At 71.3% G+C, this 24,998-nt stretch carries 25 protein-coding genes; 19 read left to right on the top strand and 6 right to left on the bottom strand.

Translation table 11 applies throughout. The features are described 5' to 3' along the window. The 4 genes from ABZ939_RS36170 to ABZ939_RS36155 all read left to right on the top strand — a co-directional run. Window positions 1–354: Hsp70 family protein (locus ABZ939_RS36170; RefSeq protein WP_361864731.1), on the top strand; the 354-nt coding region annotated here is incomplete at its 5' end. Further along, entirely contained in the window at window positions 354–1,016 is a 663-nt protein-coding gene (gene grpE, locus ABZ939_RS36165; protein WP_361864730.1) for a nucleotide exchange factor GrpE, read from the top strand. The genes ABZ939_RS36170 and grpE, both read left to right, overlap by 1 nt. Window positions 1,017–1,046: 30 nt before the next feature. Continuing rightward, a complete protein-coding gene (gene dnaJ, locus ABZ939_RS36160) occupies window positions 1,047–2,234 on the top strand; it encodes a molecular chaperone DnaJ (protein WP_361864728.1) in 1,188 nt (395 codons plus the stop codon). Window positions 2,235–2,238: 4 nt separating this feature from the next. Then, window positions 2,239–2,697, top strand: coding sequence for a helix-turn-helix domain-containing protein (locus ABZ939_RS36155; RefSeq protein ID WP_361864726.1), 459 nt, complete (start codon window positions 2,239–2,241; stop codon window positions 2,695–2,697). 57 nt (window positions 2,698–2,754) lie between these two features. Here the strand turns inward: ABZ939_RS36155 and ABZ939_RS36150 are convergent, their stop codons facing one another. Then, entirely contained in the window at window positions 2,755–3,228 is a 474-nt protein-coding gene (locus tag ABZ939_RS36150; protein ID WP_361864724.1) for a hypothetical protein, read from the bottom strand. A 5-nt stretch (window positions 3,229–3,233) separates the two neighbouring features. Next, window positions 3,234–4,217: a helix-turn-helix transcriptional regulator gene (locus ABZ939_RS36145; protein ID WP_361864722.1), complete on the bottom strand. Its 984-nt coding sequence runs from the start codon at window positions 4,215–4,217 to the stop codon at window positions 3,234–3,236. A gap of 400 nt (window positions 4,218–4,617) precedes the next feature. Between ABZ939_RS36145 and ABZ939_RS36140 the strand changes: the two genes are divergently transcribed. Further along, window positions 4,618–4,938, top strand: a complete 321-nt coding sequence (locus tag ABZ939_RS36140; protein WP_329118791.1) for a (2Fe-2S)-binding protein — start codon at window positions 4,618–4,620, stop codon at window positions 4,936–4,938. Between the two features lie 184 nt (window positions 4,939–5,122). Here ABZ939_RS36140 and ABZ939_RS36135 read toward each other — a convergent pair whose 3' ends face one another. After that, the gene (locus ABZ939_RS36135) at window positions 5,123–5,536 is read right to left on the bottom strand and encodes a pyridoxamine 5'-phosphate oxidase family protein (protein WP_361864720.1); all 414 of its coding nucleotides are present in this window, start codon (window positions 5,534–5,536) and stop codon (window positions 5,123–5,125) included. 120 nt (window positions 5,537–5,656) lie between these two features. Between ABZ939_RS36135 and clpB the strand changes: the two genes are divergently transcribed. After that, window positions 5,657–8,242 (top strand): ATP-dependent chaperone ClpB, encoded by a 2,586-nt coding sequence (gene clpB / locus ABZ939_RS36130; protein ID WP_361864718.1) that lies wholly within the window; start codon window positions 5,657–5,659, stop codon window positions 8,240–8,242. A 27-nt stretch (window positions 8,243–8,269) separates the two neighbouring features. Here the strand turns inward: clpB and ABZ939_RS36125 are convergent, their stop codons facing one another. Further along, on the bottom strand, window positions 8,270–8,704 hold the full coding sequence (locus ABZ939_RS36125) for a hypothetical protein (protein WP_361864716.1): 435 nt from the start codon (window positions 8,702–8,704) through the stop codon (window positions 8,270–8,272). Window positions 8,705–8,831: 127 nt separating this feature from the next. Here ABZ939_RS36125 and ABZ939_RS36120 point away from each other — a divergent pair, with 127 nt between their 5' ends. After that, window positions 8,832–9,365, top strand: coding sequence for a YbjN domain-containing protein (locus ABZ939_RS36120; protein WP_361864714.1), 534 nt, complete (start codon window positions 8,832–8,834; stop codon window positions 9,363–9,365). Between the two features lie 3 nt (window positions 9,366–9,368). Here the strand turns inward: ABZ939_RS36120 and ABZ939_RS36115 are convergent, their stop codons facing one another. Together ABZ939_RS36115 and ABZ939_RS36110 are read right to left on the bottom strand one after the other, a co-directional pair. After that, entirely contained in the window at window positions 9,369–10,475 is a 1,107-nt protein-coding gene (locus ABZ939_RS36115) for a hypothetical protein (RefSeq protein WP_361864712.1), read from the bottom strand. A gap of 318 nt (window positions 10,476–10,793) precedes the next feature. Next, on the bottom strand, window positions 10,794–11,969 hold the full coding sequence (locus ABZ939_RS36110) for a pyridoxal phosphate-dependent aminotransferase (protein WP_361864710.1): 1,176 nt from the start codon (window positions 11,967–11,969) through the stop codon (window positions 10,794–10,796). Window positions 11,970–12,063: 94 nt separating this feature from the next. Here ABZ939_RS36110 and ABZ939_RS36105 point away from each other — a divergent pair, with 94 nt between their 5' ends. The 12 genes from ABZ939_RS36105 (at window position 12,064) to ABZ939_RS36050 (ending at window position 24,895) form a co-directional block, all read left to right on the top strand. Further along, window positions 12,064–12,261 (top strand): hypothetical protein, encoded by a 198-nt coding sequence (locus ABZ939_RS36105; RefSeq protein ID WP_361864708.1) that lies wholly within the window; start codon window positions 12,064–12,066, stop codon window positions 12,259–12,261. A 310-nt stretch (window positions 12,262–12,571) separates the two neighbouring features. Beyond that, on the top strand, window positions 12,572–13,090 hold the full coding sequence (locus ABZ939_RS36100; RefSeq protein WP_361864707.1) for a DUF2617 family protein: 519 nt from the start codon (window positions 12,572–12,574) through the stop codon (window positions 13,088–13,090). A 96-nt stretch (window positions 13,091–13,186) separates the two neighbouring features. Further along, the gene (locus ABZ939_RS36095; RefSeq protein ID WP_361864735.1) at window positions 13,187–14,929 is read left to right on the top strand and encodes a polyamine aminopropyltransferase; all 1,743 of its coding nucleotides are present in this window, start codon (window positions 13,187–13,189) and stop codon (window positions 14,927–14,929) included. A gap of 68 nt (window positions 14,930–14,997) precedes the next feature. Continuing rightward, on the top strand, window positions 14,998–15,831 hold the full coding sequence (locus tag ABZ939_RS36090; protein WP_361864705.1) for an SRPBCC domain-containing protein: 834 nt from the start codon (window positions 14,998–15,000) through the stop codon (window positions 15,829–15,831). A 21-nt stretch (window positions 15,832–15,852) separates the two neighbouring features. After that, entirely contained in the window at window positions 15,853–16,641 is a 789-nt protein-coding gene (locus tag ABZ939_RS36085; RefSeq protein ID WP_361864703.1) for an aldose 1-epimerase, read from the top strand. Window positions 16,642–16,667: 26 nt separating this feature from the next. Continuing rightward, window positions 16,668–17,216: an orotate phosphoribosyltransferase gene (gene pyrE / locus ABZ939_RS36080; protein WP_361864701.1), complete on the top strand. Its 549-nt coding sequence runs from the start codon at window positions 16,668–16,670 to the stop codon at window positions 17,214–17,216. Between the two features lie 280 nt (window positions 17,217–17,496). Then, window positions 17,497–18,519, top strand: a complete 1,023-nt coding sequence (gene fbaA, locus ABZ939_RS36075) for a class II fructose-bisphosphate aldolase (RefSeq protein ID WP_361864699.1) — start codon at window positions 17,497–17,499, stop codon at window positions 18,517–18,519. A gap of 86 nt (window positions 18,520–18,605) precedes the next feature. Next, window positions 18,606–19,772, top strand: a complete 1,167-nt coding sequence (locus ABZ939_RS36070; RefSeq protein ID WP_361864698.1) for a MalY/PatB family protein — start codon at window positions 18,606–18,608, stop codon at window positions 19,770–19,772. A 109-nt stretch (window positions 19,773–19,881) separates the two neighbouring features. Beyond that, the gene (locus ABZ939_RS36065) at window positions 19,882–21,846 is read left to right on the top strand and encodes an Ig-like domain repeat protein (protein ID WP_361864696.1); all 1,965 of its coding nucleotides are present in this window, start codon (window positions 19,882–19,884) and stop codon (window positions 21,844–21,846) included. A 79-nt stretch (window positions 21,847–21,925) separates the two neighbouring features. Next, window positions 21,926–23,383 carry an MFS transporter gene (locus ABZ939_RS36060; RefSeq protein ID WP_361864694.1) on the top strand — a complete coding sequence of 486 codons (1,458 nt, stop codon included), beginning with the start codon at window positions 21,926–21,928 and terminating at the stop codon, window positions 23,381–23,383. A gap of 14 nt (window positions 23,384–23,397) precedes the next feature. Then, complete coding sequence (locus tag ABZ939_RS36055; RefSeq protein ID WP_361864692.1) at window positions 23,398–23,811, top strand: DUF3151 domain-containing protein; 414 nt, start codon at window positions 23,398–23,400, stop codon at window positions 23,809–23,811. 322 nt (window positions 23,812–24,133) lie between these two features. Beyond that, complete coding sequence (locus tag ABZ939_RS36050; protein ID WP_361864690.1) at window positions 24,134–24,895, top strand: DUF3152 domain-containing protein; 762 nt, start codon at window positions 24,134–24,136, stop codon at window positions 24,893–24,895. The last annotated feature ends 103 nt before the right edge of the window (window positions 24,896–24,998 follow it).

Raw genomic sequence — 24,998 nt, 5'->3', positions numbered from 1 at the left:
CACCGTCGTCGCGAGGCCGCCGAGACCCGCAACCAGGGCGAGCAGCTGGTCTACCAGACGGAGAAGTTCCTCAAGGACAACGAGGACAAGGTCCCCGGTGAGGTCAAGACCGAGGTCGAGACCGCCGTCGCCGAGCTGAAGGAGAAGCTCAAGGGCGACGACACCGCGGAGATCCGTACCGCCACCGAGAAGGTCGCGGCCGTCTCCCAGAAGCTCGGCCAGGCCATGTACGCCGACGCCCAGGCCGCCCAGGCCGCGGGCGGCGACGCCCCGCAGGGCGAGGCCAAGGCCGACGACGACGTGGTCGACGCCGAGATCGTCGACGACGAGAAGCCGAAGGGCGGCGCTGTCTGATGACGGAGGAGACCCCGGGCTTCGACGAGCAGCCCGACGTCCCCTCCGGCGCCACCCCTGACGACGCCGCCGACGCCGCCGAGGCCCCCTCCACGGAGGAGGCCCCGGCGGCCCCGGCCGGGGACGCAAGCAGCAAGAGCTCGGCCGAGACCGCTGGTCTCACCGCCCAGCTGGACCAGGTCCGCAGCGCGCTCTCCGAGCGCACCGGGGACCTCCAGCGGCTCCAGGCCGAGTACCAGAACTACCGCCGTCGGGTGGAGCGGGACCGGGTCACCGTCAAGGAGATCGCGGTCGCGGGCCTCCTGACGGAGCTGCTGCCCGTGCTCGACGACATCGGTCGGGCCCGGGACCACGGCGAGCTCGTGGGCGGCTTCAAGTCGGTGGCCGAGTCGCTGGAGACGGTGGCCGCCAAGATGGGGCTGCAGCAGTTCGGCAAGGAGGGCGAGCCCTTCGACCCGACGATCCACGAGGCCCTGATGCACTCGTACGCGCCGGACGTCACCGAGACGACCTGCGTGGCGATCCTGCAGCCGGGGTACCGGATCGGCGAGCGGACCATCCGGCCCGCGCGCGTGGCGGTGGCCGAGCCCCAGCCCGGGGCGACGCCGGCCGCGAAGGACGAGAAGTCGGCAGACGAGGAGAGCGGTGGCCCTGAGGGCTAGCGCGAAGATCGTCCGAGAGGAGGGACGTCGATGAGCACGAAGGACTTCGTCGAGAAGGACTACTACAAGGTTCTCGGCGTCCCCAAGGACGCCACCGACGCCGAGATCAAGAAGGCGTACCGGAAACTCGCCCGCGAGAACCACCCGGACGCCAACAAGGGTGACGCGAGCGCCGAGGCGCGCTTCAAGGAGATCTCCGAGGCGAACGACGTCCTCGGCGACCCCAAGAAGCGCAAGGAGTACGACGACGCCCGCGCGCTCTTCGGCAACGGTGGCTTCCGCGCCGGAGGCCCGGGCGGCGGCAGCTTCAACTTCGACCTGGGCGACCTCTTCGGGGGCGCCCAGGGTCCCGGTGGCGCGGGCGGGGCGGGCGGCTTCGGCGGCGGCCTCGGCGACGTCTTCGGCGGACTGTTCAACCGGGGCGCGGGCGGCGGCGCGGGGACGCGCACCCAGCCGCGCCGCGGTCAGGACATCGAGTCCGAGGTGACGCTCAGCTTCACCGAGGCCGTGGACGGCGCCACGGTGCCCCTGCGGATGTCCTCCCAGGCGCCCTGCAAGGCCTGTTCGGGCACCGGCGACAAGAACGGCACGCCCCGCGTGTGCCCGACCTGTGTCGGCACCGGCCAGGTCTCGCGCGGCGGCAGCGGCTCCTTCTCGCTCACCGACCCGTGCGTGGACTGCAAGGGCCGCGGCCTGATCGCGGAGACCCCCTGCGAGGTCTGCAAGGGCAGCGGGCGGGCCAAGTCCTCCCGCACCATGCAGGTCCGTATCCCGGCCGGAGTCTCGAACGGGCAGCGGATCCGGCTGCGCGGCAAGGGCGCTCCGGGCGAGCGCGGCGGCCCGGCCGGCGACCTCTACGTCGTCGTCCATGTCGACGCCCACCCGGTGTTCGGCCGCAAGGACGACAACCTGACCGTCACCGTGCCCGTCACGTTCGACGAGGCGGCGCTCGGCGGCGAGATCAAGGTGCCGACCCTGGGCGGTCCCGCGGTCACGCTGAAGCTGCCCGCCGGCACCCCCAACGGCCGCACCATGCGCGCCCGCGGCAAGGGCGCGGTCCGCAAGGACGGTACGCGCGGCGACCTGCTGGTGACGGTGGAGGTCGCGGTGCCCAAGGAGCTCGACGACAAGGCCCGCGAGGCCCTCGAGACCTACCGCGAGGCGACGGCGGGCGAGGACCCCAGGGCAGAGTTGTTCCAGGCCGCGAAGGGAGCTTGACCCGATGGACAGCCGACCGGGACGCAGCCGTAATCCGTACGAACTGACCGACGAGACGCCGGTGTACGTCATCTCGGTGGCGGCCCAGCTCTCGGGGCTGCACCCGCAGACGCTCCGGCAGTACGACCGCCTCGGCCTGGTCTCGCCCGACCGCACAGCGGGCCGGGGCCGGCGCTACTCGGCCCGTGACATCGAACTGCTCCGTACGGTGCAGGCGTTGTCCCAGGACGAGGGCATCAACCTGGCGGGCATCAAGCGCATCATCGAACTGGAGAACCAGGTCGCGGCGCTGCAGCAGCGCGTCGCCGAGCTTTCGGCGGCCGTCGAGGGCGCGGCGGCGACGATGCGTCAGCGCGAGGCGCAGGTGCACGCCTCGTACCGGCGCGATCTGGTGCCGTACACCGACGTGCAGCAGGCGAGCGCGCTGGTGGTGTGGCGCCCCAAGCGGCCCGGCGGCGAGTAGTTCTCGGAACGGCGGAAAGGCCCCCTCCCACGGGAGGGGGCCTTTCTCTGTGCGGCGCTACGGGATGAGTTCGCCGACGATGTCCCCGAGGGTCTCCCACCACGGCGCGGCGCCGGTGCCGAAGGCGGCGGCGAGGGCGGTGCCGACGGCCCGGTCCAGGGGCTCGGGCTCCGTGCCGGGGGCCCAGTCGTCGTCGACACGGCCGTCGCCGGAGGACTCCAACGTGCCGAGCGGGCGCCCGTCCCGGATCAGCCGGCTGTCGACGTAACCGCACGGCACGAGCCGGTAGCGCACGCCGCCGACATGGACGTCGACCCGGTACGAGCGCCGCAGCAGCCGCCCTCGCGAGGGCCGGATGCGGGCGGGCTCCCCGTCGACGGTGAGGGTGAGCAGGGCGCGCTTGCGGGTCCCGATGGGGATGTGCCGGTCGGGGGTGGTTCCTGGGGCCCGTACGAGCTCCACGGTGGGCATCCCGTACCCGGACACCCGCAGGGTCCCTGCCGGGCCGTCCAGGTCGATCTGTGCGTACATGGGTGTCAGTGGTCCTGATCCAGAATTCCGGACTGGGCGATGAGGTAGCCGAGTTGGGCCCGGCTGCCGCTGCCGAGGGCTGCGGCGAGCTTGGCTATGTGGGCGCGGCAGGTACGGACGTTCATGCCGAGCCGGCGGGCGATGGCCTCGTCGACGTGGCCTTCGACGAGGAGCTTGGCGATGGAGCGCTGGACGCCGCCGATGCCGTCCACGGACGGGCTGTACGGGATCTCCTCCTCCCACGGCACGCCGTAGAGCCAGAACTGGTCGAAGACGCCGACGAGATACTGGACGAGGCCCTCGTGGCGCAGTTCGAGCGCCACGCGGCGGTCACTGCGCGCCGGGACGAAGGCGATCTTGCGGTCGACGATGATCAGCCGGTCGATGATCTCCTCGAGCGTGCGCACCTCCAGCCCGTACGGGGCGATCCGCTCGACGTAGCCCATGGTCGCGGAGTGGTGGCGGGCGGTGTGCTGGTAGAGCGTGCGCATCCGGATGCCCCGGTCGAGCAGGGGCTCGACGCGCCGTAGTCCGGCCTGCACCACCTCGGGCTTGCGGCCGCTGCCCGGCTGGATGGTGAGCAGCTCCTCGGTGCACTCGTTGATGACGCGGTCGAGGGTGGCGTTGATCAGGCTGAGGCCCTCGAGCACCGTGATCGCCTGCGTGGCGGACGGGTCGGGGGCGTTGATCGTCATGAATGGCTCGAACGTGTCCGCCAGCGAGGCGGCCAGCTGTCTGCGCTGCTGGATCTCCCGCTCTATGGGGTGTATGAGCTTGTTCAACGCGATGGACGGCGGGATCGGCCGCAGCCACTGGGCGTCGTCCGGATCGGGGTGCAGCAGGGCCAGTTCGATCAGGCACGGGACGGAATCCACCTCCGCGCGGGCGATCCGCCCGGCCCGCAGCGCGGTCGCGTAGAGACGCTTTCCGGCATCGCACAGCTCGCCCGGACCGTGCCCGGGGTCCGTATCACCCTGTTTCGGCTCCATTTGCACCCCCCTCAGGGTCCTGAATTACAGGAACATGATGCCTGGCGCCGCTGGTGGAAGGGTTCGGAGTGAGCCATCGTCTTATTCGCGGGGGAGGAGGTAATGATCAAAAGAGGTGGAGATCGGCCATGACCAGGATGGTTCGTGCACTTGGCGCCATAGCTTTCGCTGCTGCGGCTGCTCTTGGCGCTCTCGCCCTCAACGGCGAGCCGACGTGGGACACGCCGCCGGAGAACGTTGTCGCGTCTCCGGGTGAGCCGACGTGGGACTTCGTGCCGACGGTCGCGGGGGAGCCCACGTGGGATCTCGCCCCGACGATCGCGGGGGAGCCCACGTGGGACTCCGGCACGACCGGCGAGCGTGAGCCGACATGGGACTCGGCCCCGGCTGGTGCGGACGCATGACCGTCCCGCCGGACGACCGGGTCTTCCGGCGAGAGATGGCTTCGGCCTATCGATCCGGGTGGCATTTCATCGATCTCGTCACGGCTATTCCCCACCGTGGTGATTCGTTGATGGTCACCCTCTTCGGAGAACCGATCGTCGTCGCTCGTGAGCAGGACGAGGACGTCCGCGCCTACCGGTGCCTGCGCCGGCCCCGTGGAGCCCCGCAGCCCGTCCGCTGTGCCATCCGGTACGGCATGATCTTCGTCAATCTCGATCAGCGCGACCACCAGCTGCTCGAGCCCGAAACCATCACCGCCACCCCCCGCAGTGCCTGAGCGGTTCCCCCGTCGTTGTAGATCGCTCAGGTGCTTCCCCCACACAGCGGCGCCATCGCGGACCTGAAACGCGATGGCGCCGCTGTGCTGCGCGCGTACGGAAGCGGGAAGCGGTAGGGAAGCGCGAAAGCCGTACGGAACGCGAAGCCGTACGGAGGCGGGAAGCGGTACGGGTGTGCGAGCGCTACGCCCGGCCCATGGCCCGCGTCAGCGCGATCTCGATGACCACCCGGTCCGGGTTCGGCGCCGGGACCCGGCCGTAGCGCGTCGCGTAGCGGTCCACCGCGTCCGCGACGACGTCCGCCTCCGTGCGGATGTGCGCCACGCCCTCCAGCGTCGCCCAGCGCCCCTTGTCCACCTGGCAGACCGCGACGCGCGCGCCCTCCGGGCCCGCCGCCAGGACGTTGGCGACCTTGTGGCTGTGCTTGTTGGTGATCACCCGGGCGATGCCGTTCTCGCCGCCCTCGGGGTCGTACGTCACGCCCACCGCCACCACGTGCGGAGTGCCGTCCGCGCGGGGGGTCGTCAGGGTGCACATGTGGTACTCGCGCCAGAAGCTGAGATACGAGTCGTCCGGGTTCCTCGGGTCAGTCGCCATGCCCGGAACCTACCCGCGGCACGGGCATGGGCGACACCTTGAGCGGAATAGACTCAACTTTGTGTACGCTGGATGAGTCATAGACCTTGTACAGCGCACACCGAGGAGGAGACAGCGCACGTGGACGCCGAACTGACCAACAGGAGCCGGGACGCCATCAACGCGGCCACCAGCCGCGCCGTGTCCGAGGGGCACCCCGATCTGACCCCCGCGCATCTGCTCCTCGCGCTTTTGGCGGGTCAGGACAACGAGAACATCATCGACCTGCTCGCGGCCGTCGACGCCGACCAGGCCGCGGTACGGTCCGGGGCGGAGCGGCTGCTCGCCGCCCAGCCCAGCGTGACCGGCTCCACGGTCGCGCCGCCGCAGCCCAACCGCGAGCTGCTCGCCGTGATCGCCGAGGCCGACAAGCAGGCCAAGGAGCTCGGGGACGAGTACCTCTCGACCGAGCACCTGCTCATCGGGATCGCCGCGAAGGGCGGACAGGCGGGCGAGGTCCTCGACCGGCAGAGGGCCGGTGCGAAGCGGCTGCTGGAAGCGTTCGAGAAGAGCAGGGGAGGGCGCCGGGTGACCACACCCGACCCGGAGGGTCAGTACAAGGCGCTGGAGAAGTTCGGCACGGACTTCACGGCCGCCGCGCGGGAAGGGAAGCTGGACCCCGTCATCGGGCGCGACCAGGAGATCCGGCGCGTCGTCCAGGTCCTCTCCCGCCGCACCAAGAACAACCCCGTCCTCATCGGCGAGCCGGGTGTCGGCAAGACCGCCGTCGTCGAGGGCCTCGCCCAGCGGATCGTGAAGGGCGACGTCCCCGAGTCGCTCCGCGACAAGCGCCTGGTCGCGCTCGACCTCGGCGCGATGGTCGCGGGCGCCAAGTACCGCGGCGAGTTCGAGGAGCGTCTGAAGACCGTCCTCTCCGAGATCAAGGCGAGCGACGGCCAGATCATCACCTTCATCGACGAGCTGCACACCGTCGTCGGCGCGGGCGCCGGAGGCGACTCCGCCATGGACGCCGGCAACATGCTCAAGCCGATGCTGGCCCGCGGCGAGCTGCGGATGGTCGGCGCGACGACCCTCGACGAGTACCGCGAGCGGATCGAGAAGGACCCCGCCCTGGAGCGCCGCTTCCAGCAGGTCCTGGTCGCCGAGCCGAGCGTCGAGGACACGATCGCGATCCTGCGCGGACTCAAGGGGCGGTACGAGGCCCACCACAAGGTCCAGATCGCCGACTCCGCGCTGGTGGCCGCGGCCTCCCTCTCCGACCGGTACATCACCTCCCGCTTCCTCCCCGACAAGGCCATCGACCTCGTCGACGAGGCCGCCTCCCGGCTCCGGATGGAGATCGACTCCTCGCCCGTCGAGATCGACGAGCTCCAGCGCTCCGTGGACCGGCTGCGCATGGAGGAGCTGGCGCTCAAGAACGAGACCGACGACGCGAGCAAGCAGCGTCTGGAGAAGCTGCGCCGCGACCTCGCCGACCGCGAGGAGGAGCTGCGTGGCCTGACCGCCCGCTGGGAGAAGGAGAAGCAGTCCCTCAACCGCGTCGGTGAGCTCAAGGAGCGGCTCGACGAGCTGCGCGGCCGCGCCGAGCGGGCGCAGCGCGACGGCGACTTCGACACCGCCTCCAAGCTGCTGTACGGCGAGATCCCCACGGTCGAACGGGAGCTGGAGGAGGCGTCCGAGGCCGAGCAGGAGGTCTCCAAGGACACGATGGTCAAGGAGGAGGTCGGCCCGGACGACATCGCGGACGTGGTCGGCTCCTGGACCGGCATCCCCGCCGGCCGCCTCCTGGAGGGCGAGACGCAGAAGCTGCTGCGCATGGAGGACGAGCTCGGCAAGCGGCTGATCGGCCAGACCGAGGCCGTTCGGGCCGTCTCCGACGCCGTGCGGCGCACGCGCGCCGGCATCGCCGACCCCGACCGGCCCACCGGCTCCTTCCTCTTCCTCGGCCCGACCGGTGTCGGCAAGACCGAGCTGGCGAAGGCGCTCGCGGACTTCCTCTTCGACGACGAGCGGGCCATGGTCCGCATCGACATGTCGGAGTACGGCGAGAAGCACTCCGTCGCGCGGCTCGTCGGCGCGCCCCCCGGCTACGTCGGCTACGAGGAGGGCGGCCAGCTCACGGAGGCGGTGCGCCGCCGCCCGTACAGCGTGGTGCTGCTCGACGAGGTGGAGAAGGCCCACCCGGAGGTCTTCGACATCCTGCTGCAGGTCCTCGACGACGGCCGGCTGACCGACGGCCAGGGCCGGACGGTGGACTTCCGCAACACCATCCTGGTCCTGACGTCCAACCTGGGCAGCCAGTACCTGGTGGACCCGCTGACCGGCGAGGAGGAGAAGAAGCGGCAGGTCATGGACGTGGTCAGGGCCTCCTTCAAGCCGGAGTTCCTCAACCGGCTCGACGACCTGGTGGTCTTCTCGGCCCTCGACAAGACCGAGCTGGGGCGGATCGCGCAGCTCCAGATCGACCGGCTGGCCAAGCGCATGGCCGAACGCCGGCTCACGCTCGACGTCACGCCCGCCGCGCTGGAGTGGCTGGCGGACGAGGGCATGGACCCGGCGTACGGCGCCCGGCCGCTGCGCCGCCTGATCCAGACGGCGATCGGCGACCGGCTGGCCAAGGAGATCCTCGCGGGCGAGGTCAGGGACGGCGACACGGTCCGGGTGGACCGTTTCGAGGACGGCCTGATCGTGGGTGCGGCGCAGTAGCGCGTCCAGCGCGTCCAGCGCGTCCGCTCAGACCGTGAACGGCATGACGTGTACGAGGGCGGTCCCCCCGTCCTCGTACGTCACGTTCACGTTCACCGCCGCCGGGCCCCCGGGTTCCGGCGGCATCTCCTGCACGTCCACGCACAGGTCTGTGGGGCAGTACGAGCGGATCCTGCCGCCCGGATAGGTGCCGGCCAGCCAGCCGGCGACCTCGCCGCGCGGCATCCGGAACTCCGCCTTCACCTGGGTGTCCAGCCAGCTGCTGACCGTGCAGTGCTGGTCCTCCGCGCTCTTCGGCATGGTGGCGTGCGCCCAGTCCATGGCCTCGGCGCAGTCCATCGGCTCCGGCTTGCCGGCCTCGCTGAAGGCCATCGCGGCCCATATGACCAGGGCGATCGGGCCGCCGCAGAAGAACGACACCAGCACGGTCACCCAGACCCACGTCGACGGGCGGGGCCTCACCGGTCTCACTTTGTCCCCCATAGGAACCAGATCTTGTCAGCCCGCAGCGGATCGCGGGAGGTGGGGCTTGCGCCGTACCGCCCGGCATGGGGGAGGATGGCGGCAACCGTACGAAGGGATATTCACGGTGAGCATCGACCCGTCCTCGATTCCGAATTTCGGGGGCCAGCCCCAGCCTCAGGCCGCAGGACCGGCGGGCCCCGTCGTCCCCGACCAGGACCTGGTCAAGCAGCTCCTGGACCAGATGGAGCTGAAGTACGTCGTCGACGACGAGGGTGACCTCGCGGCGCCGTGGGAGGAGTTCCGGACGTACTTCATGTTCCGCGGCGAGGAGGACCAGCGTGTCTTCTCGGTGCGGACGTTCTACGACCGCCCGCACTCCGCCGACGACCGCGCCAAGATCCTCGACGCGATCGACGACTGGAACCGCCGCACCCTGTGGCCCAAGGTCTACACGCACCTGCACGAGGAGGAGGACGGCTCCGCCACCCTCCGGCTCATCGGCGAGGCCCAGATGCTGATCGGCACCGGCGTCGCGCTGGAGCACTTCGTGTCGTCCACCGTCAGCTGGGTGCGCGCGTCCATCGAGTTCGACAAGTGGCTCGTGGAGCAGTTCGGCCTGGAGGCTCCTGAGGACAAGGAGCCCGGTGAGTCCGAGTAGGACTCACAGGGCCATGCGCGCGAGCGTGAGCGCGTACACCCCATAACTGAACGAGAGCCCGGCCAGGGCCGTGATCACCACGATCGCGGCCCCCGGCCGGGCTCTCGTCAGTGCGCGGGCCAGCGGCAGCAGCAGCGGGAACGCGGGCAGCAGGAAACGCGGCTTCGACTCGAAGAAGCCCGATCCGCAGACCGTGATGACCACCAGCACGGCCGTGTAGACCAGGATCGGCGGCGGCGGCCGCTCCCCCAGCGCGAGCAGCGCGAACAGCAGCACCCCGGCGACCGTGATGAGCAGCGCCATCGCGAAGCCGAACTGGGTCGGCCCCCGCAGCATGTCCCGTACGAAGACCAGCGCGCCGACCCCGAAGTCGAAGCGCGAGGTCCAGCCGTCCTGGACCGCGAAATAGCCCCCGAGCAGGTCGCCGCGCCGGACACCGACCCAGAGCAGGTACGAGAGCCAGCCGACCGGAGCGAGTACGGCCCCGGCCCACAGGCGCCCCTCCATCCGCCCCCGCCCGCGCCACAGCTCGTACGCCGCCACCACGAGGACCGCCGCCGCGACGGCGATCCCGTTGGGGCGGGAGAGGCCGGCCAGGGCGGCCAGCGTGCCCGCCCACAGCCAGCGCCGGGTGAGCAGCGCGTACAGCGACCAGGCGGCGAAGGCCGTCATCAGCGGCTCGGTGTAGGCCATGGTCAGCACGATGGAGTGCGGCAGCAGGCCCCAGAGCAGCACCAGGACGACGCCGGTGGGCCGTCCGTACAGCCGCTCGCCGATCAGGAAGATCCCCCAGGCCGCCGCGCCGGCCGACAGCCAGGACAGCAGCAGGCCCGCCGTTCCGCCGGCGACCGGCAGGACGGTCGTGACGGCCCGTACGAGCCCCGGATAGAGCGGGAAGAAGGCCAGATCGGACTGGACGGCGCCGTCGGGCCAGTGGAGGGTGCGGCCGTAGCCGTGGGCGGCGATCCGGGTGTACCAGTCCGAGTCCCAGGACTTCGCGAGCAGCGCGCGCGGCGAGCGTCCGATGTGCCAGGCCCAGGCCGCGAGGACGAGCATCCCGGTCAGCCGCGCGGCGGCGAACAGCCCGAGCGCGGGGGCCGCGCGGTGCAACGAGGCCCGCCAGCGGGGGACGCTCCGGACACCGGCGGGCGAGGCCGGGCGGTCGAGAGTCTCGGCGGACAGGGTGCACCTCCGTGCGCACGGGAACCGGGTCGGCCCGACAAATCGGTCTACCCGACCATCGGCGCGGCACGGAGGGGGCGCGCGCGGGACAGGCCCACCCGGGTGGAATCTCGCCGGGTGCCAGGTGGTGCGCGCGTGTCGCCGTGACAGCGGGAGCGCGATCACCTTGCGGGGCACCTCCCCGCCTTGCGCATCGCCGGCGCCCTCGCGGTCCAGGCCGTCGACGCGCTCACCCGGGAGTCGTGCTCACAGCCGCTTCAGGCGGGCCACCGCGTCCTCCAGGACGTGGCGCTGCTTGCAGAACGCGAAGCGCACGAAGGGCTCGCCCGCCTCGCGGTGGTCGTAGAAGACCGCGTTGGGGATCGCGACGACACCGGCGCGCTCGGGCAGGGCGCGGCAGAACGCGAAGCCGTCGGACTCGCCGAGGGGGCGGATGTCGGTGGTGACGAAGTAGGTGCCGGCCGGGCGGTAGACCTCGAAGCCGGCCTGGGCGAGGCCGTCGCTCAGCAGGTCGCGCTTGGCGAGCAGATCGGCGCGCAGGTCGTCGAAGTACGTGTCGGGCAGGCGCAGGGCCTCGGCGACGGCGTACTGGAACGGGCCCGACGAGACATAGGTCAGGAACTGCTTGGCGGACCGGACGGCGTTGGTCAGCGCGGGGGTCGCGGTGATCCAGCCGACCTTCCAGCCGGTGAAGGAGAAGGTCTTGCCGGCCGATCCGATGGTGACCGTGCGCTCGCGCATCCCCGGCAGGCTCGCGATCGGCACGTGCTCGGCGTCGTCGAAGACCAGGTGCTCGTACACCTCGTCCGTCACCACCAGCAGGTCCCGTTCCTGTGCCAGCTCGGCGATCGCGGTCAGTTCGGCGCGGGTGAGGACCGTGCCGGTGGGGTTGTGCGGGGTGTTGAGCAGGATCAGCCGGGTCCGGTCGGTGACGGCGGCCCGCAGCTCGTCCAGGTCGAGGCGGTAGGCGCCGTCGTACGGCCGGAGGGTGACCGGCACACGGGTGCCGCCGGCCATCGCGATGCAGGCGGCGTACGAGTCGTAGTACGGCTCCAGGGCGATCACCTCGTCGCCTGGTTCGAGGAGGGCGAGGAGCGAGGCGGCGATGGCCTCCGTCGCGCCGGCGGTGACCAGGACCTCCGTGTCGGGGTCGTGGGCGAGGCCGTAGCGCTTCAGCTGGTGCTCGGCGACGGCCGTGCGCAGCTCGGGGACGCCGGGCCCCGGGGGGTACTGGTTGCCGCGTCCGTCGCGCAGGGCGCGGACCGCCGCCTCCCGGATCTCCTCCGGGCCGTCGGTGTCGGGGAAGCCCTGCCCGAGATTGATCGCCCCGGTCCGGACGGCCAGTGCGGACATCTCGGCGAAGATCGTCGTCCCGAATTCGGCGAGCCGGCGGTTGAGCAGCGGTCGAGTCATGCCCGCCATCCTGCGGTGAAGCTCTGGACTTCCTCAAGTGCGCTTTGGGCCGGAGCCGTGAGGGGCATCCCCCTGTCACACAAGACCTACGGGGGTGACAGGGATGGAAGCTCTGATTCTCGCGATCATCGTGGTCATCGTGGTGCTGAGCATCGCGATCGCGGTCTCGAGGAGCGCCGGTCGGCGGGGCAGGCGGCGCGGCTGGTCCGACGGCGGCGGCTCGTCCTGCGGGGGCGGCTCGTCGTGCGGCTCGTCCTGCGGGGGTGGCGGCGGCTGCGGCGGCGGTGGCGGGGGCGACTGACACGGGGCAGTCGATTCCGCGATCACCCAGGTGCCCGGCCGGTCCAACGTCCGCCGGGCACCTTCGTGTTGGAGTGTCCGATCGATTCCGATTGAACAATTGAACTGTGGGGTCCCCGAAGGGGATGGAAACCGCTGCAAGTTGGGTAAAAACGCTGCGAGTCGCTCGAAGTCCATGATTCCCTCGCTGTTGATAGAGACAGCCCTCGGACCGTGTGTGGACCCGAGTCGGCGATCCCCCACTCCCGTTGAACCTCTTTCTCCGGGGCGCCCCCGGCCCACCCGTCAAACCGTGTTTGCGGAGCCGACCCATGCTCACGACCCTGAAGACCTCCTACACCGACACGCGTGCGGCCGACCTGGCCTGGGCACTCGGGCGCGAGCCGCTGCCCGCCCTCGCCGTACTCGACCTCGAACTGACCGGCGCCAAGCTGCAGTTGCGGCTCCTCGGCGCCTCCCATCAGGTGCTTCTGCAGGAAGAGGAGCACCGCTGCTCGGAGACCGTCGCCTGCATGCCCGGCAGCAGTACGCCGCTGCCGCTGGGCGTCTCCAAGCGCGTCGGCGCGTGGGAGTACGAATTCGCGGCGCGCGTCGAAACGTTGTCCCACGGCTCGTTCGCGGGCCGCGCGCAGGAATTGCTCGCGCTCGTCGCCGACCATCCCAACGGCCTCGCGGGGACGTTCCCCGGCTCCCCGCACGCCTTCACGGCGATGCTGGCGCAGCGCCACGAGGGCCAGGTGCGGTGGCGTACCTGGCATGCGTACCCGCAGGAAGGGCAGTTGGTCGTCACCAGGACGCGGATCGGCGTCCGTATGCCCGCAACGCTGTAACGCGCCGCCCCAGAGCTTCAGGTGCACTCGTGTGGGTGACAGGCGGCGACAGTTGTGTGACGTAGCGTTACGAACATGATCGATCCGCCCCTGACCATGCCACCCAAGAGGGTGACGCGGCTGCCTGTTCGGCCGAGCGGGGTGCGGTATCCGGTCCTCGTCGTGGTCTTCATCTGTGCCGCCTGCGGACTCGTCTACGAGCTGGAACTGGTCGCGCTCGCCTCGTACTTGATCGGCGACTCGGTCACCCAGGCCTCCGTCGTGCTGTCCTTGATGGTCTTCGCGATGGGCGTCGGCTCGCTGCTCGCCAAACGGCTGCGCTGCCGTGCCGCCGTCGGCTTCGGCCTGGTCGAGGGCGGACTCGCGCTGATCGGCGGCTGTTCCGCCCTCGTGCTGTACGCCGCGTTCGCGTGGCTCGGCGAGGCCCGGTACGTCCTGGTGGGGTTCTCGCTCGCCATCGGGGTGCTCATCGGGGCGGAGATCCCGCTCCTGATGTCGCTGATCCAGCGGGCCGAGTCGACGCGCGCCGCCGGCACACGGGAGGGCGCGCGGGAGAAGGAAGGCGCCCCGGACCCCGCCGGGACGGTCGCCGACCTGTTCGCCGCCGACTACGTCGGCGCGCTGGTCGGCGGACTCGCCTTCCCGTTCCTGCTGCTGCCCTGGCTCGGCCAGCTCACCGGCGCGCTCGTGACCGGCGCGGTGAACGCGGTGGCGGGCGGCGGCCTGGTGCTCTGGCTCTTCCGGCGCGATCTGACCGCCCGGTCCCGGGCGCTGCTGATCGTCGCGAACGTGACGGTGCTCGCCGTCCTCGCCACCGCCACCGTCCTCGTCGACGACTTCGAGCGGGCGGCGCGGCGCGCGGTGTACGGCGACAGCGTGCGGGTCGCCGTCCACACCGACCTGCAGGAGGTGGTGGTGACCGGGGAGCCCGGCGGACCGCCGGACCTGTTCGTGGACGGGCGGCTGCGGGTCGGCGGACAGGACGAGTACCGCTACCACGAGTCGCTGGTGCACCCCGCGATGAACGGGCCCCACGCGCGCGTGCTGATCATCGGCGGCGGCGACGGCCTCGCCGCCCGCGAGGTGCTGCGCTACCCCGGGGTCCGCTCGGTCACCGTCGTGGAGCGCGACCCCGGAGTCGTACGGCTCGCCCGGACCAACCCCGAGCTGGCCACCCTCAACGGCCACGCCTACCGGGATCCGCGCGTACGGGTGGCGTTCGCGGACGCGTTCCGCTGGCTGCGCGGGGCGGGGGACGACGGGCGGTACGACGTGGTGATCTCGGACCTGCCCGATCCGGGGATCTCCGCCAGCACCAAGCTGTACTCGGAGGAGTTCTACGGGCTTGCGTCCCGGGTCCTCGCCGACGGCGGACGTCTCGTCGTCCACGCGGGCTCGGTCTCGGCCCGCCCCCACACCTTCTGGACGGTGGACTCCACTTTGCGCGCCGCCGGCTACGCGACCCGGGCCTACAGCGCGTGGGGACGGGGGGCGGCTCTCGCCGCGGGACCCGACCGGGCCGAGCGCGCCGCCCGCACCGACGCCGCCGACGGGGACGCGAACGGGGACGCGGGCGCCGGGCCGGGCGCCGGGCCGGACGGCCGGACGGGCGCGGGGGCGGACGTGGGGACAGGCGGGGGGACGGGGGACTGGGGGTACGTCCTGGCCGTCGCCGGCACCTACCCGCCCGACCTGGGCCTGTCCCCCGACGCGCCCCGGCTGCGGTCGCTGACGGCGGACGCCCTGGCGTCGGGGGCACGCGCCGCCGAGCGGACCCGCGACGCGCAGGGAGCCGGACCACCGCCGTCGACACTGGTCCACCCGCGCTACGGCGGTTGAGCGCCGCCGCGAGCGCACCCTGGACAAACAGGCGACGCCGGGGCCCGCTCTGAGTAGGCTCGGTTCCCATGGAGCATGAGGTGTTCGTTCCGGTACCGGCCGACGTCCTGCGCGAGACGCTCACGGACCCCGCCCGGGTGGCGCGGTGCGTCCCCGGTCTCCAACAGGACGCCGACGCGGAGGCGGGCCCGCTGGCCGGCCGGCTGAAGATCCGCGCCGGCGGCAACACGATCACCTACCGGGGCGCGCTGCGACTGACCGAACGCGATGGCGTCGTCGCCGTCGAGGGCAAGGGCAGCGAGGTGCGCGGCAAGGGCTCGGTGAAGCTCTCCCTGGCCATCGCGCTCACCCCGGTGGCGGACGGGACGACGCTCTCCTTCACCGGAGCCGTGAAGCAGACCGGCCGCCTCGCGGACCTCTCCGACGAGGCGCGGGAGTCGGCGGCCCAGCGGCTGATCGAGAAGTTCGTCGCCGGCCTGGCCGCCGTCGCGGAGCTGGAGAAGGCCGCCGACGAGGCCGACGGCGTCGACGACGGTGAGGACGAGGCCGACAGCGACAGTGACGGCGTCGACGACGGCGTGGAGGAACCCCACCGCTCGTCGGTCTACGAGACGCCGGTCCCCCCGCCGTCCCTCGACCCCTTCGTGAGCAGTGACTTCGACGACGCGCCCGTCGAGTACCCCGCCGAGCCTCCCGCCGCCGAGGCCGCCCATGCCCGGCGGACCATGATCGGGCGGAGCGCCGAGGAGGTCGACCACGCCCCGCCGCGCGGGCGGTACGCGCCCGTCCCGGCGCCCGAGTCGACCACCGCGGGCGCCACCCTGCGCTGGATCGCCCCGGCCGCCGCGCTCGCGCTCGCCTCCGCCGTCGTCGTCGGCCGGGCGCTGCGCCGCCGGCGCTGATCCCCGTCTACTGTCGGGGGCGTGAGCGAGCTGACACGACTGACGGCGGGCGACGCCGAGTTGACCATCAACCCCGACAACGGCTGCCGGATCGAGAGCCTGCGGATCGGGGGAACGGAACTGCTGCGCCAGGGCGAGCGGTACGGGTGCTTCCCGATGGTGCCGTGGTGCGGGCGCACGGCGCACGGGCGCTTCCAGGACGGCGCGACGAGCCACCAGCTCCCGCTCAACTCGCCCCCGCACGCGATCCACGGCACCGGCCGCGACACGGCGTGGAAGACCGCTCGCGCCGGCGAACGCGAGGCGGCCTTCACCTACGAGCTGGGGGACCCCTGGCCGTACGCGGGACGGGTCACGCAGCTCTTCGAGCTGACCGAGGACGGGCTCACGCTCTCTCTCGGCGTGGAGACGGCCGGCGACTCCTTCCCGGCCCAGGCCGGCTGGCATCCCTGGTTCAACCGGAGCCTCGACGGCAGCGCCCCCGTCCGTATCGACTTCACCGCCGACTGGCAGGAGGAGCGCGGTGACGACCATCTCCCCACCGGCCGCCGGATCGGTCCCACCCCTGGCCCCTGGGACGACTGCTTCGGGATGCCCGACGGCGTGGACGTCACCCTCACCTGGCCGGAGCGGCTGGAGCTGAAGGTGACCAGCCGCGCGGAGTGGGTGGTGATCTACGACGAGCAGGAGGCGGCGGTCTGCGTGGAGCCGCAGTCCGGTCCGCCGAACGGACTCAACACCGACCCGCGGTACGTGACCCCGATCGAGCCGCTGGAGATCACGGCCACGTGGGCGTGGCGGCGGCTTTGAGCTCGGTCGGCTTTAAGCTCATGAGCATGACTGACGTACGCGCTGACCTGCTCCAGCAGATCAAGGACAAGGCCGTGGTGCACGGCAAGGTGACCCTCTCCTCGGGTCTTGAGGCCGACTACTACGTCGATCTGCGCCGGATCACGCTGGACGGCGCCGCCTCACCGCTGGTCGGTCAGGTCATGCTCGATCTGACCGCCGACCTCGAGTTCGACGCCGTGGGCGGCCTGACGCTCGGTGCCGACCCGGTCGCGACCGCGATGCTGCACGCCTCCGCCGCGCAGGGGAAGCGCCTGGACGCCTTCGTCGTCCGCAAGGCCGCCAAGGCGCACGGGATGCAGCGCCAGGTCGAGGGCCCGGACATCAAGGGCCGCCGGGTCCTGATCGTCGAGGACACCTCCACCACCGGCGGCTCCCCGCTGACCGCCGTCGAGGCGGCGCGCGCGGCCGGTGCCGAGGTCGTCGCGGTCGCCACGATCGTGGACCGGGCGACGGGCGCCGGAGAGAAGATCAGCACCACGGCGGGCGTGCCGTACCTGTACGCCTACGCGCTGGACGAGCTGGGCCTCGCCTGACGGACGGACGACGGACGCGGGCGACGGGCGCGGACGACCGGCGACGGGCGCGGGCGACGGGCGCGCATGACCGACGCGAAGTCGTGACTTAGGTCCCCGGACGCCGTCGGTGCGGGCCTGACCTGCGGCTTTGACGAGGGGCGGAGTGTTTCACGTGAAACGCTCCGCCCCTTCGTCCTGGCGTCCGGAGGAGAGTCTGGAAAGATGGGCCCCGACGATGACGTCGCCCCAGGTCAGGGACAAGCAACGCACCCCACCGCACATCACAAGGAGCGGACGAATGCCCATCGCAACCCCCGAGGTCTACAACGAGATGCTCGACCGGGCGAAGGCAGGCAAGTTCGCCTACCCGGCCATCAACGTGACCTCGTCCCAGACCCTGCACGCTGCGCTGCGCGGCTTCGCGGAGGCCGAGAGCGACGGCATCATCCAGATTTCGACCGGTGGCGCCGAATTCCTGGGCGGCCAGCACAACAAGGACATGGTCACGGGCGCGGTCGCCCTGGCCGAGTTCGCGCACATCGTCGCCGCCAAGTACGACATCACGGTCGCCCTGCACACCGACCACTGCCCGAAGGACAAGCTGGAGGGCTACGTCCGCCCGCTGCTCGACATCTCCGCCGAGCGCGTCAAGGCCGGTCAGAACCCGCTGTTCCAGTCCCACATGTGGGACGGCTCGGCCGAGACCCTCGCCGACAACCTGGCCATCGGCCAGGAACTGCTCGCCAAGGCCGTCGCCGCGAAGATCATCCTCGAGGTCGAGATCACCCCGACCGGTGGCGAGGAGGACGGCGTCACCCACGAGATCAACGACGAGCTGTACACCACCGTCGAGGACGCGATCCGTACCGCCGAGGCCCTGGGCCTGGGTGAGAAGGGCCGCTACCTGCTGGCCGCCTCCTTCGGCAACGTGCACGGCGTCTACAAGCCGGGCAACGTCGTGCTCCGCCCCGAGCTGCTCAAGGACCTCCAGGCGGGCGTCGCCGAGAAGTTCGGCAAGGCCTCCCCGTTCGACTTCGTCTTCCACGGCGGCTCCGGCTCCACCGCCGAGGAGATCGCCACCGCGCTGGAGAACGGCGTCGTGAAGATGAACCTCGACACCGACACCCAGTACGCCTTCACGCGTCCGGTGGCGGACCACATGTTCAAGAACTACGACGGTGTCCTGAAGGTCGACGGCGAGGTCGGCAAGAAGTCCACCTACGACCCGCGCACCTGGGGCAAGCTGGCCGAGGCCGGCATGGCCGAGCGCGTGGCCCTGGCGTGTGCCGCGCTGCGCTCGACCGGCACGAAGCTGAAGTAAGCACGAAGCCGAAGCAAGCACGATTGTGCGGACGACGGGCCCGGCACCGATGGGGTGCCGGGCCCGTCGCGTCCCGGGAGGCCTGAGTGACGACGTACGACTTCGACCGTGAGATAGACCGGCAGGGCACCTGGTCCGTCCAGTGGGACGGGATCGCGGACCGCTTCGGCGTCGGGGAGCTGCTCCCCTTCACCATCTCCGACATGGACTTCGCCTCCCCACCGGAGGTGCTCGGCGCCCTGCGTGAGCGGGTCGAGCACGGGGTCTTCGGCTACACGGACTGGCGGCTCGGCGAGTTCCGGGAGGCGGTTCGCCACTGGTACGCGACCCGCTACGACACCGCCCTCGACCTGGAGACGCTCGTCTACGCCCCCTCCGTGCTGAGCCAGCTCTCGCAGCTGCTCCAGATGTGGACCGAGCCGGGCGACGGGGTGGTCGTGCACACGCCGACGTACGACGGCTTCCGCAAGGCCGTCACCGGCCTCGGACGTGAGCTGCGCGGCGTACCGGTCGGGGACGCGGAGGCACTGGAGGCGGAGCTGGCGCGGCCGGACAGCCGGATGCTGCTGCTCTGCTCGCCGCACAATCCGACCGGCCGGGTCTGGCGGGAGGACGAGCTGGCGGAGTTCGCGCGCCTCGCCGAGCGGCACGGCGTCGCGGTCGTGAGCGACGAGATCCACGCGGACCTGGTGGCGGACGGCCACCGCCATCTGCCCTTCAGCCGCTTCGTCGAGCCGGGGCGCGGCCGGCGCTGGGCGCTGATCACCTCGGGCACCAAGTCCTTCAACTTCCCGGCGCTGACCGGCTCGTACGGGATCATCGGTGACCCCGACGAGCGCGAGGCGTTCGTCCGCCGCATGGAGACCGGCGAGGGGCTCGCCTCTCCGGCCGTGCTCTCGCTGACCGCCCACACCGCCGCGTACCGGCAGGGCGGACCCTGGCTGGACGCGCTGCGGGCGTATGTGGCGGGCACCATGCGGCTGGTGGAGCAGCGGCTCGCGGAGGGGCTGGCGGGGGTGACCTGGAGGCCCCCGCAGGCGGGTTATCTGGCCTGGATCGACCTGCGCCCGCTCGGTATCGAGGAGAGCGCGCTCCAGCGGGAACTGGTGGAGACCGAGAAGGTCGCGATCATGCCGGGCGGGGTGTACGGGGCGCCGGGCTTCCTGCGGCTGAACGTCGGCTGCCCGCGGAAGAAGGCCGAACGGGGCGTGGAGGCGCTGGTGCGGGCGGCGGGGCGGCTGCGGACGCGGTGAGGGGGCGTGGAGCGGATACCGGGGAGCGCGGTGTCGGAGCGATGATCTAATCTGCGCTCACCGGCCGCTGAAGCAACGCGGCGGGAGACCATTGGGGGGTCACTTCATCGTGCGTAAGCGCACTCTTTCGGCCGCGACGGCGCTCGCGGTCCTCTTCAGCTCCGCGGCGCTCGTCGCGGGGACGGCGGGTTCGGCGGCTGCCGTGACGGACAAGGTCGCGTCGCTTCCCGTCACCAGCGTCGGCGACATGGTCGTCGACGGTGTGCACCAGCGTCTCTACTTCGCAGACACGTACAACAACCGCATCGTCGTCACCGACTTCGACGGTGTGTTCCTGACGTCGGTCACCGGACTGAACTACGTCCGCGACCTCGACCTTTCCGCCGATTCCGGCAAGCTGTACGCGGCTGTCTCCGGGGCGGACAAGATCGTGGCCATCGACACGGAGCAGCTGACCGTGTCCGCCGAGTACCCGACGGGCACCGGCACCAAGCCCTCGACCGTCGAGGCGAACGAAGGCAAGCTCTGGTTCGGCTACGCCGAGAACTGGGACTCCGAGCTCGGCTCCGTGGACCTGACCACGGAGACGCCGACCGTCACCCTGGCCCTCTCGGCCGGCGCCGACTGGTCCTCGACGCCCAAGCTTTTCACCGACCCGGCGGCGCCCGGCACCCTTGTCGCGATCGACAGCAACATCAGCTCGGGCCCGATCGTCGCGTACGACGTCACGTCGGGTACGCCGACCGTCCGCACCTCGGTCAAGCGCGAGGGCTTCGTCGCCGACGTGGACTTCACCCCGGACGGCAAGAACATCGTGGTGGCGGACCGTGTCACCTCGCTGACCGAGCTGAGCCTCGCCGACCTCTCCGAGGTGGCGAGCTACCCCGTGTCCTGGGGTGCCAAGGGTGTGGACATCGCCCCGGACGGCACCGTGGCCGGCGCGTCGTCCGACCGCGACGACGTGGGTGACATCTTCGTCTTCCCCGGTGGAGCGGCGGCACCCGCGAGCGTGCGCGACACGTCCGGGTGGCTGGAGGAGGAGGAGCTGGCCTGGTCGCCCGACGGCACCCGGCTGTTCGCCCCGGTCCAGCGCCCGGGCAGCTCCGACTTCCAGCTCAACATCTACAACACGCCCAAGGCCCACCTCAGCACGGTGACCGTCAAGGTCCCGGCCACCGCACCCGTGCTCAAGCCGCTCACCGTCAGTGGCACGGTCACGTCGACGCTGCCCCTCCCGGCCGGTACGCCGCTCACCGTCACGCGGTACGACGTCGAGTCCCCGCAGGGCAAGGGGCTCGGGACCAAGACGCTCGGAGCGAACGGGGCCTTCTCGTTCACGGACACGCCGACCGCGGGCGGTGGCGTGGCCTACAAGGTCGAGTACGCCGGTGACGCCACGCACAGCTACGCCGCCGCGAAGGCCCAGGTCGAGGTCCAGCGGAACAAGACCGCACTGACGCTGGACCGCAACGGGCTCACCGTCAACTTCAACACCCCCGTCTGGTACACGGCCACGCTCGGCCCGACGTACAAGAACCGCGTGGTGGAGATCTGGGCCGACCCGTACGGCCCGGAGCCGAAGCGGCTGCTCCGGACCGGCACGGTCAACTCGGAGGGCAAGCTGGCGGTCCAGCTGAAGATGACCCGTGACACCCGTGTGGGCGCGTGGTTCGCGGGTGACGCCCGCTCCGCGTCGGCCATCGCCTGGTCCACCGTGTACACGCGGGCGGGCGTGGCGAACACGATGTCCCGGCACTACAAGTGGACGAAGATCGGCACCACCGCGTACCGGACCTACCACCAGACGACGGACCCGCTGATCTCCGCGTGGCACAACTCCTACCCGGGCCGCCACACCCGGCTCGATCTCCAGGTCTGGTACTCCGGCGCCTGGCGCAACGCCGGCTCGGAGTACTTCCAGCTGAACGCCAATGGCATGGCGTACGTGACGCTGGACGGTGACGGAGCGGCCGGCTACCGGTTCCGGGTCCGCGCCGTGTATGTCGACGGCTTCACCGACAACGTGAACTCCACGGCTTACGGCTCGTGGCAGTACTTCAACTTCACTCGCTGAGGCGTTCGGTAACCGACCTGCCGAGCCCCGTCCGCCGTTCCGGCGGGCGGGGCTCCGTGGTTCGCGGGACCATGCAGGCATGGACATCCGGCTGAGCTCCGGCACGGGGCGGTGGATCGTGTTCACCACCGTCCTCGGGTCCGGGATGGCGCTGCTGGACTCCACCGTCGTCAACGTCGCCCTGCCGCACATCGGCGAGGACCTGGGGGCGGACATGGCCGACCTCCAGTGGACGGTCAACGCCTACATGCTCACGCTCGCAGGTCTGATCCTGCTCGGCGGGGCGCTCGGCGACCGGTACGGGCGGCGGAAGGTCTTCGTCGTCGGGGTCGTGTGGTTCGGGCTCGCGTCGCTGCTGTGCGGGATCGCCCCGAACGCGGGCGTGCTGATCGCCGCCCGCGCCCTCCAGGGCATCGGCGGCGCGCTGCTCACCCCCGGCTCGCTCGCCCTGATCCAGGCGAGCTTCCACCAGGACGACCGGGCCAAGGCCGTCGGGCTGTGGTCGGGGTTCGGCGGGGTCGGGGCGGCGATCGGGCCGTTCGTCGGCGGATGGCTGGTGGACGGGCCCGGCTGGCGGTGGGTGTTCCTGCTGAACGTGCCGCTGGCCGCGCTGTGCGTGCCCGTGGCGCTGCGCCATGTGCCCGAGTCGCGGGACGAGGCCGCCCACGGCCGTTTCGACGTTCTCGGTGCCTTCCTCGGGGCGGCGGGGCTCGGCCTCGTCACCTACGCGCTGATCGCCGAGGCGTGGTGGCCGGGGGCGCTCGGGTTCGCGGTCGGGGCGGCGTTCGTCCTCGTGGAGCGGAGGCGGGGCGAGACCGCGATGGTGCCGCCGTCGGTCTTCGCCTCCCGGCTGTTCACCGCGGTCAATCTGGTGACGCTGTGCGTGTACGCGGCGCTCAGCGGATTCTTCTTCCTGGCCGCGCTCCAGCTCCAGGTGGTGTCCGGCTACTCGGCGCTCGCGGCGGGGACGGCGTTGCTGCCGACCACCGTGCTGATGCTGCTGTTCTCGCCGAAGGCGGGGGAGCTCGGCGAGAAGATCGGGCCGCGGATCCCGCTGACCGTGGGGCCGCTGCTGTGCGCCGGCGGGATGGTCCTGATGCTGCGGGTGGGCGAGGACGCCTCGTACGTGTGGGATGTGCTGCCGGCGATGGTGGTGCTCGGTCTCGGCCTGACGATCCTGGTGGCCCCGCTGACGGCCACCGTCCTGGCCTCGGTGGACGTGGCCCGATCCGGCCTGGCGAGCGGGATCAACAACGCGGCGGCCCGCGCGGCGGGGCTGCTCGCGGTCGCGGCGCTGCCCGCGCTGGCGGGCATGGGTCCCGAGGCGTACCGCTCGGCGGAGGAGTTCGGGGAGACGTTCCTGAAGGCGATGCCGATGTGCGCGGGGCTGATGGTGGCGGGTGCGGTCCTGGCCTGGGCGACGGTACGGGTGCCGGCCGGCGAGGCCGACTGCCATCCCGAGTGCAAGGTTCACTGCGGCGTGACGGCCCCTCCCCTCGACCCGGGAGACCGATCGTCCCGGGGCGAGGGGCTCTGAGGCAGACTGGCCCCATGGCCATCCACGAGAACCTGCTGGGGGGACCGCCCCCCACCCATCTGCCCGACGATCCCGAGCCGCGTGAGCTGCTCGCGAACGGCGCGGCACCGGCGGACGTCGCCGCGAAGTACCCGACCTCTTCGCTGGCCTGGGCCCAGCTCGCCGACGAGGCGTACGAGGCCGGTCGCGTCATCGAGTCGTACGCGTACGCCCGTACCGGCTACCACCGCGGCCTGGACGCCCTGCGCCGCAGTGGCTGGAAGGGACACGGCCCGGTGCCGTGGGAGCACGAGCCCAACCGCGGCTTCCTGCGGGCGCTGCACGCGCTGGCGCGGGCCGCCGGCGAGATCGGTGAGAAGGACGAGTACGAGCGCTGCTCGACGTTCCTGCGCGACTCCTCGGAGACGGCCGCCGAGACCCTCGGCTGACCCGCGGGTCCTCCTCGGTCGACACACGGTTCCCCCTGTCCGCACGGGCAGGGGGAAAACCGGTCATAGTCCCGAGGCCGTTCGAAGGCGTTCGAGGGGGCGGTTACGATCCTTCGGACCGTTGTACCGAGCCGCCGGCGCAGAGGCCCCACCCTCTTCCCCCACTCCGGCTGTCGCAGGGGAGAAGTCTGTCTTGGGCAAGCGTGCCGCCGCACCCGCAGGCCGGGGGCGCACACAGAGCCGCCGGCGGGGCCGGGGGCGTTCCAAACGCCGCCCCAAAAGTCCCATAAGACGCCTCTTCCTGCCGACGCTCGCGCTGATCGTGCTCTCCCTCGGCTGCGGCGCCGCCCTCGCCCACTACAACAGCGGCGAGCACCCCGATTCCGCCCGCACCGCCGCCCCCACCGTCGAGCGGACGACCGTGCCGCCCCCTCCGCCGGCCACGACGCCCACGCCGAAGCCCAAGCAGACCACCTCCAAGCCCAAGCCGACGGTCACGCCCAGGAAGACGACCGTGCCGGCCTCCGGCGCCGGTACCTTCACCACGGCCCAGTCCTCCGGCGACGCCTACGGCACCGGTGGCACCCTGCGCCGCTACCGGGTCCAGGTCGAGGACGGCATCGACCTCTCCGCCCGCGAGGCCGCCGCCGAGATCCAGCAGATCCTGTCCCACCCGCGCGGCTGGGCCGCCCACGGCCGTGGCCGGTTCCAGCTGGTCTCCGAGAACGCCGACTTCGTCATCCGGATCGCCACTCCGACGACCGCCGACAAGCTCTGTCTCGCGCAGGGCCTCAACACCCGCGGCGAGCTGAACTGCGAGACCTCCCAGGGCGTCGTGGTGAACCTCAAGCGCTGGCTGCTCGGCTCCCCGACCTTCGCCGGGACGCCCGCCGAGTACCGGCATCTGATCATCAACCACGAGGTCGGACACGAGCTCGGCATCCGGATGCACATGACCTGCCCCGGGCCCGGCAAGCTCGCGCCGGTCATGATGCAGCAGATCAAGGGGCTCAAGGGCTGTCGATCGAACGCATATCCGTATGACGAAGACGGTAGCTACATCGAGGGTCCGATCGTGCCATGATGCGCATGGGGCCGCGCGCGACGAAGCACGCGGACCCGAGGGGACCGGGGCTCCACTTGCCTAACGGAAGGAGCGGACCGCTACCCGGTAGTTGCGTATCGAG

Source organism: Streptomyces sp. NPDC046712, from assembly GCF_040645695.1.
GTDB lineage: Bacteria > Actinomycetota > Actinomycetes > Streptomycetales > Streptomycetaceae > Streptomyces.
The sequence above is the reverse complement of the archived record's forward strand: the minus strand, read 5'-3'. Positions and strand labels throughout refer to the sequence as shown.

What these genes read in the sequence shown, in the direction of transcription:
- grpE (WP_361864730.1), top strand. Translation starts at nt 354, where the DNA reads ATGACGGAGGAGACCCCGGGCTTCGACGAGCAGCCCGACGTCCCCTCC.
- dnaJ (WP_361864728.1), top strand. Translation starts at nt 1,047, where the DNA reads ATGAGCACGAAGGACTTCGTCGAGAAGGACTACTACAAGGTTCTCGGC.
- ABZ939_RS36155 (WP_361864726.1), top strand. Translation starts at nt 2,239, where the DNA reads ATGGACAGCCGACCGGGACGCAGCCGTAATCCGTACGAACTGACCGAC.
- ABZ939_RS36150 (WP_361864724.1), bottom strand. Translation starts at nt 3,228, where the DNA reads ATGTACGCACAGATCGACCTGGACGGCCCGGCAGGGACCCTGCGGGTG.
- ABZ939_RS36145 (WP_361864722.1), bottom strand. Translation starts at nt 4,217, where the DNA reads ATGGAGCCGAAACAGGGTGATACGGACCCCGGGCACGGTCCGGGCGAG.
- ABZ939_RS36140 (WP_329118791.1), top strand. Translation starts at nt 4,618, where the DNA reads ATGACCGTCCCGCCGGACGACCGGGTCTTCCGGCGAGAGATGGCTTCG.
- ABZ939_RS36135 (WP_361864720.1), bottom strand. Translation starts at nt 5,536, where the DNA reads ATGGCGACTGACCCGAGGAACCCGGACGACTCGTATCTCAGCTTCTGG.
- ABZ939_RS36110 (WP_361864710.1), bottom strand. Translation starts at nt 11,969, where the DNA reads ATGGCGGGCATGACTCGACCGCTGCTCAACCGCCGGCTCGCCGAATTC.
- ABZ939_RS36105 (WP_361864708.1), top strand. Translation starts at nt 12,064, where the DNA reads ATGGAAGCTCTGATTCTCGCGATCATCGTGGTCATCGTGGTGCTGAGC.
- ABZ939_RS36100 (WP_361864707.1), top strand. Translation starts at nt 12,572, where the DNA reads ATGCTCACGACCCTGAAGACCTCCTACACCGACACGCGTGCGGCCGAC.
- ABZ939_RS36095 (WP_361864735.1), top strand. Translation starts at nt 13,187, where the DNA reads ATGCCACCCAAGAGGGTGACGCGGCTGCCTGTTCGGCCGAGCGGGGTG.
- ABZ939_RS36090 (WP_361864705.1), top strand. Translation starts at nt 14,998, where the DNA reads ATGGAGCATGAGGTGTTCGTTCCGGTACCGGCCGACGTCCTGCGCGAG.
- pyrE (WP_361864701.1), top strand. Translation starts at nt 16,668, where the DNA reads ATGACTGACGTACGCGCTGACCTGCTCCAGCAGATCAAGGACAAGGCC.
- fbaA (WP_361864699.1), top strand. Translation starts at nt 17,497, where the DNA reads ATGCCCATCGCAACCCCCGAGGTCTACAACGAGATGCTCGACCGGGCG.
- ABZ939_RS36060 (WP_361864694.1), top strand. Translation starts at nt 21,926, where the DNA reads ATGGACATCCGGCTGAGCTCCGGCACGGGGCGGTGGATCGTGTTCACC.
- ABZ939_RS36055 (WP_361864692.1), top strand. Translation starts at nt 23,398, where the DNA reads ATGGCCATCCACGAGAACCTGCTGGGGGGACCGCCCCCCACCCATCTG.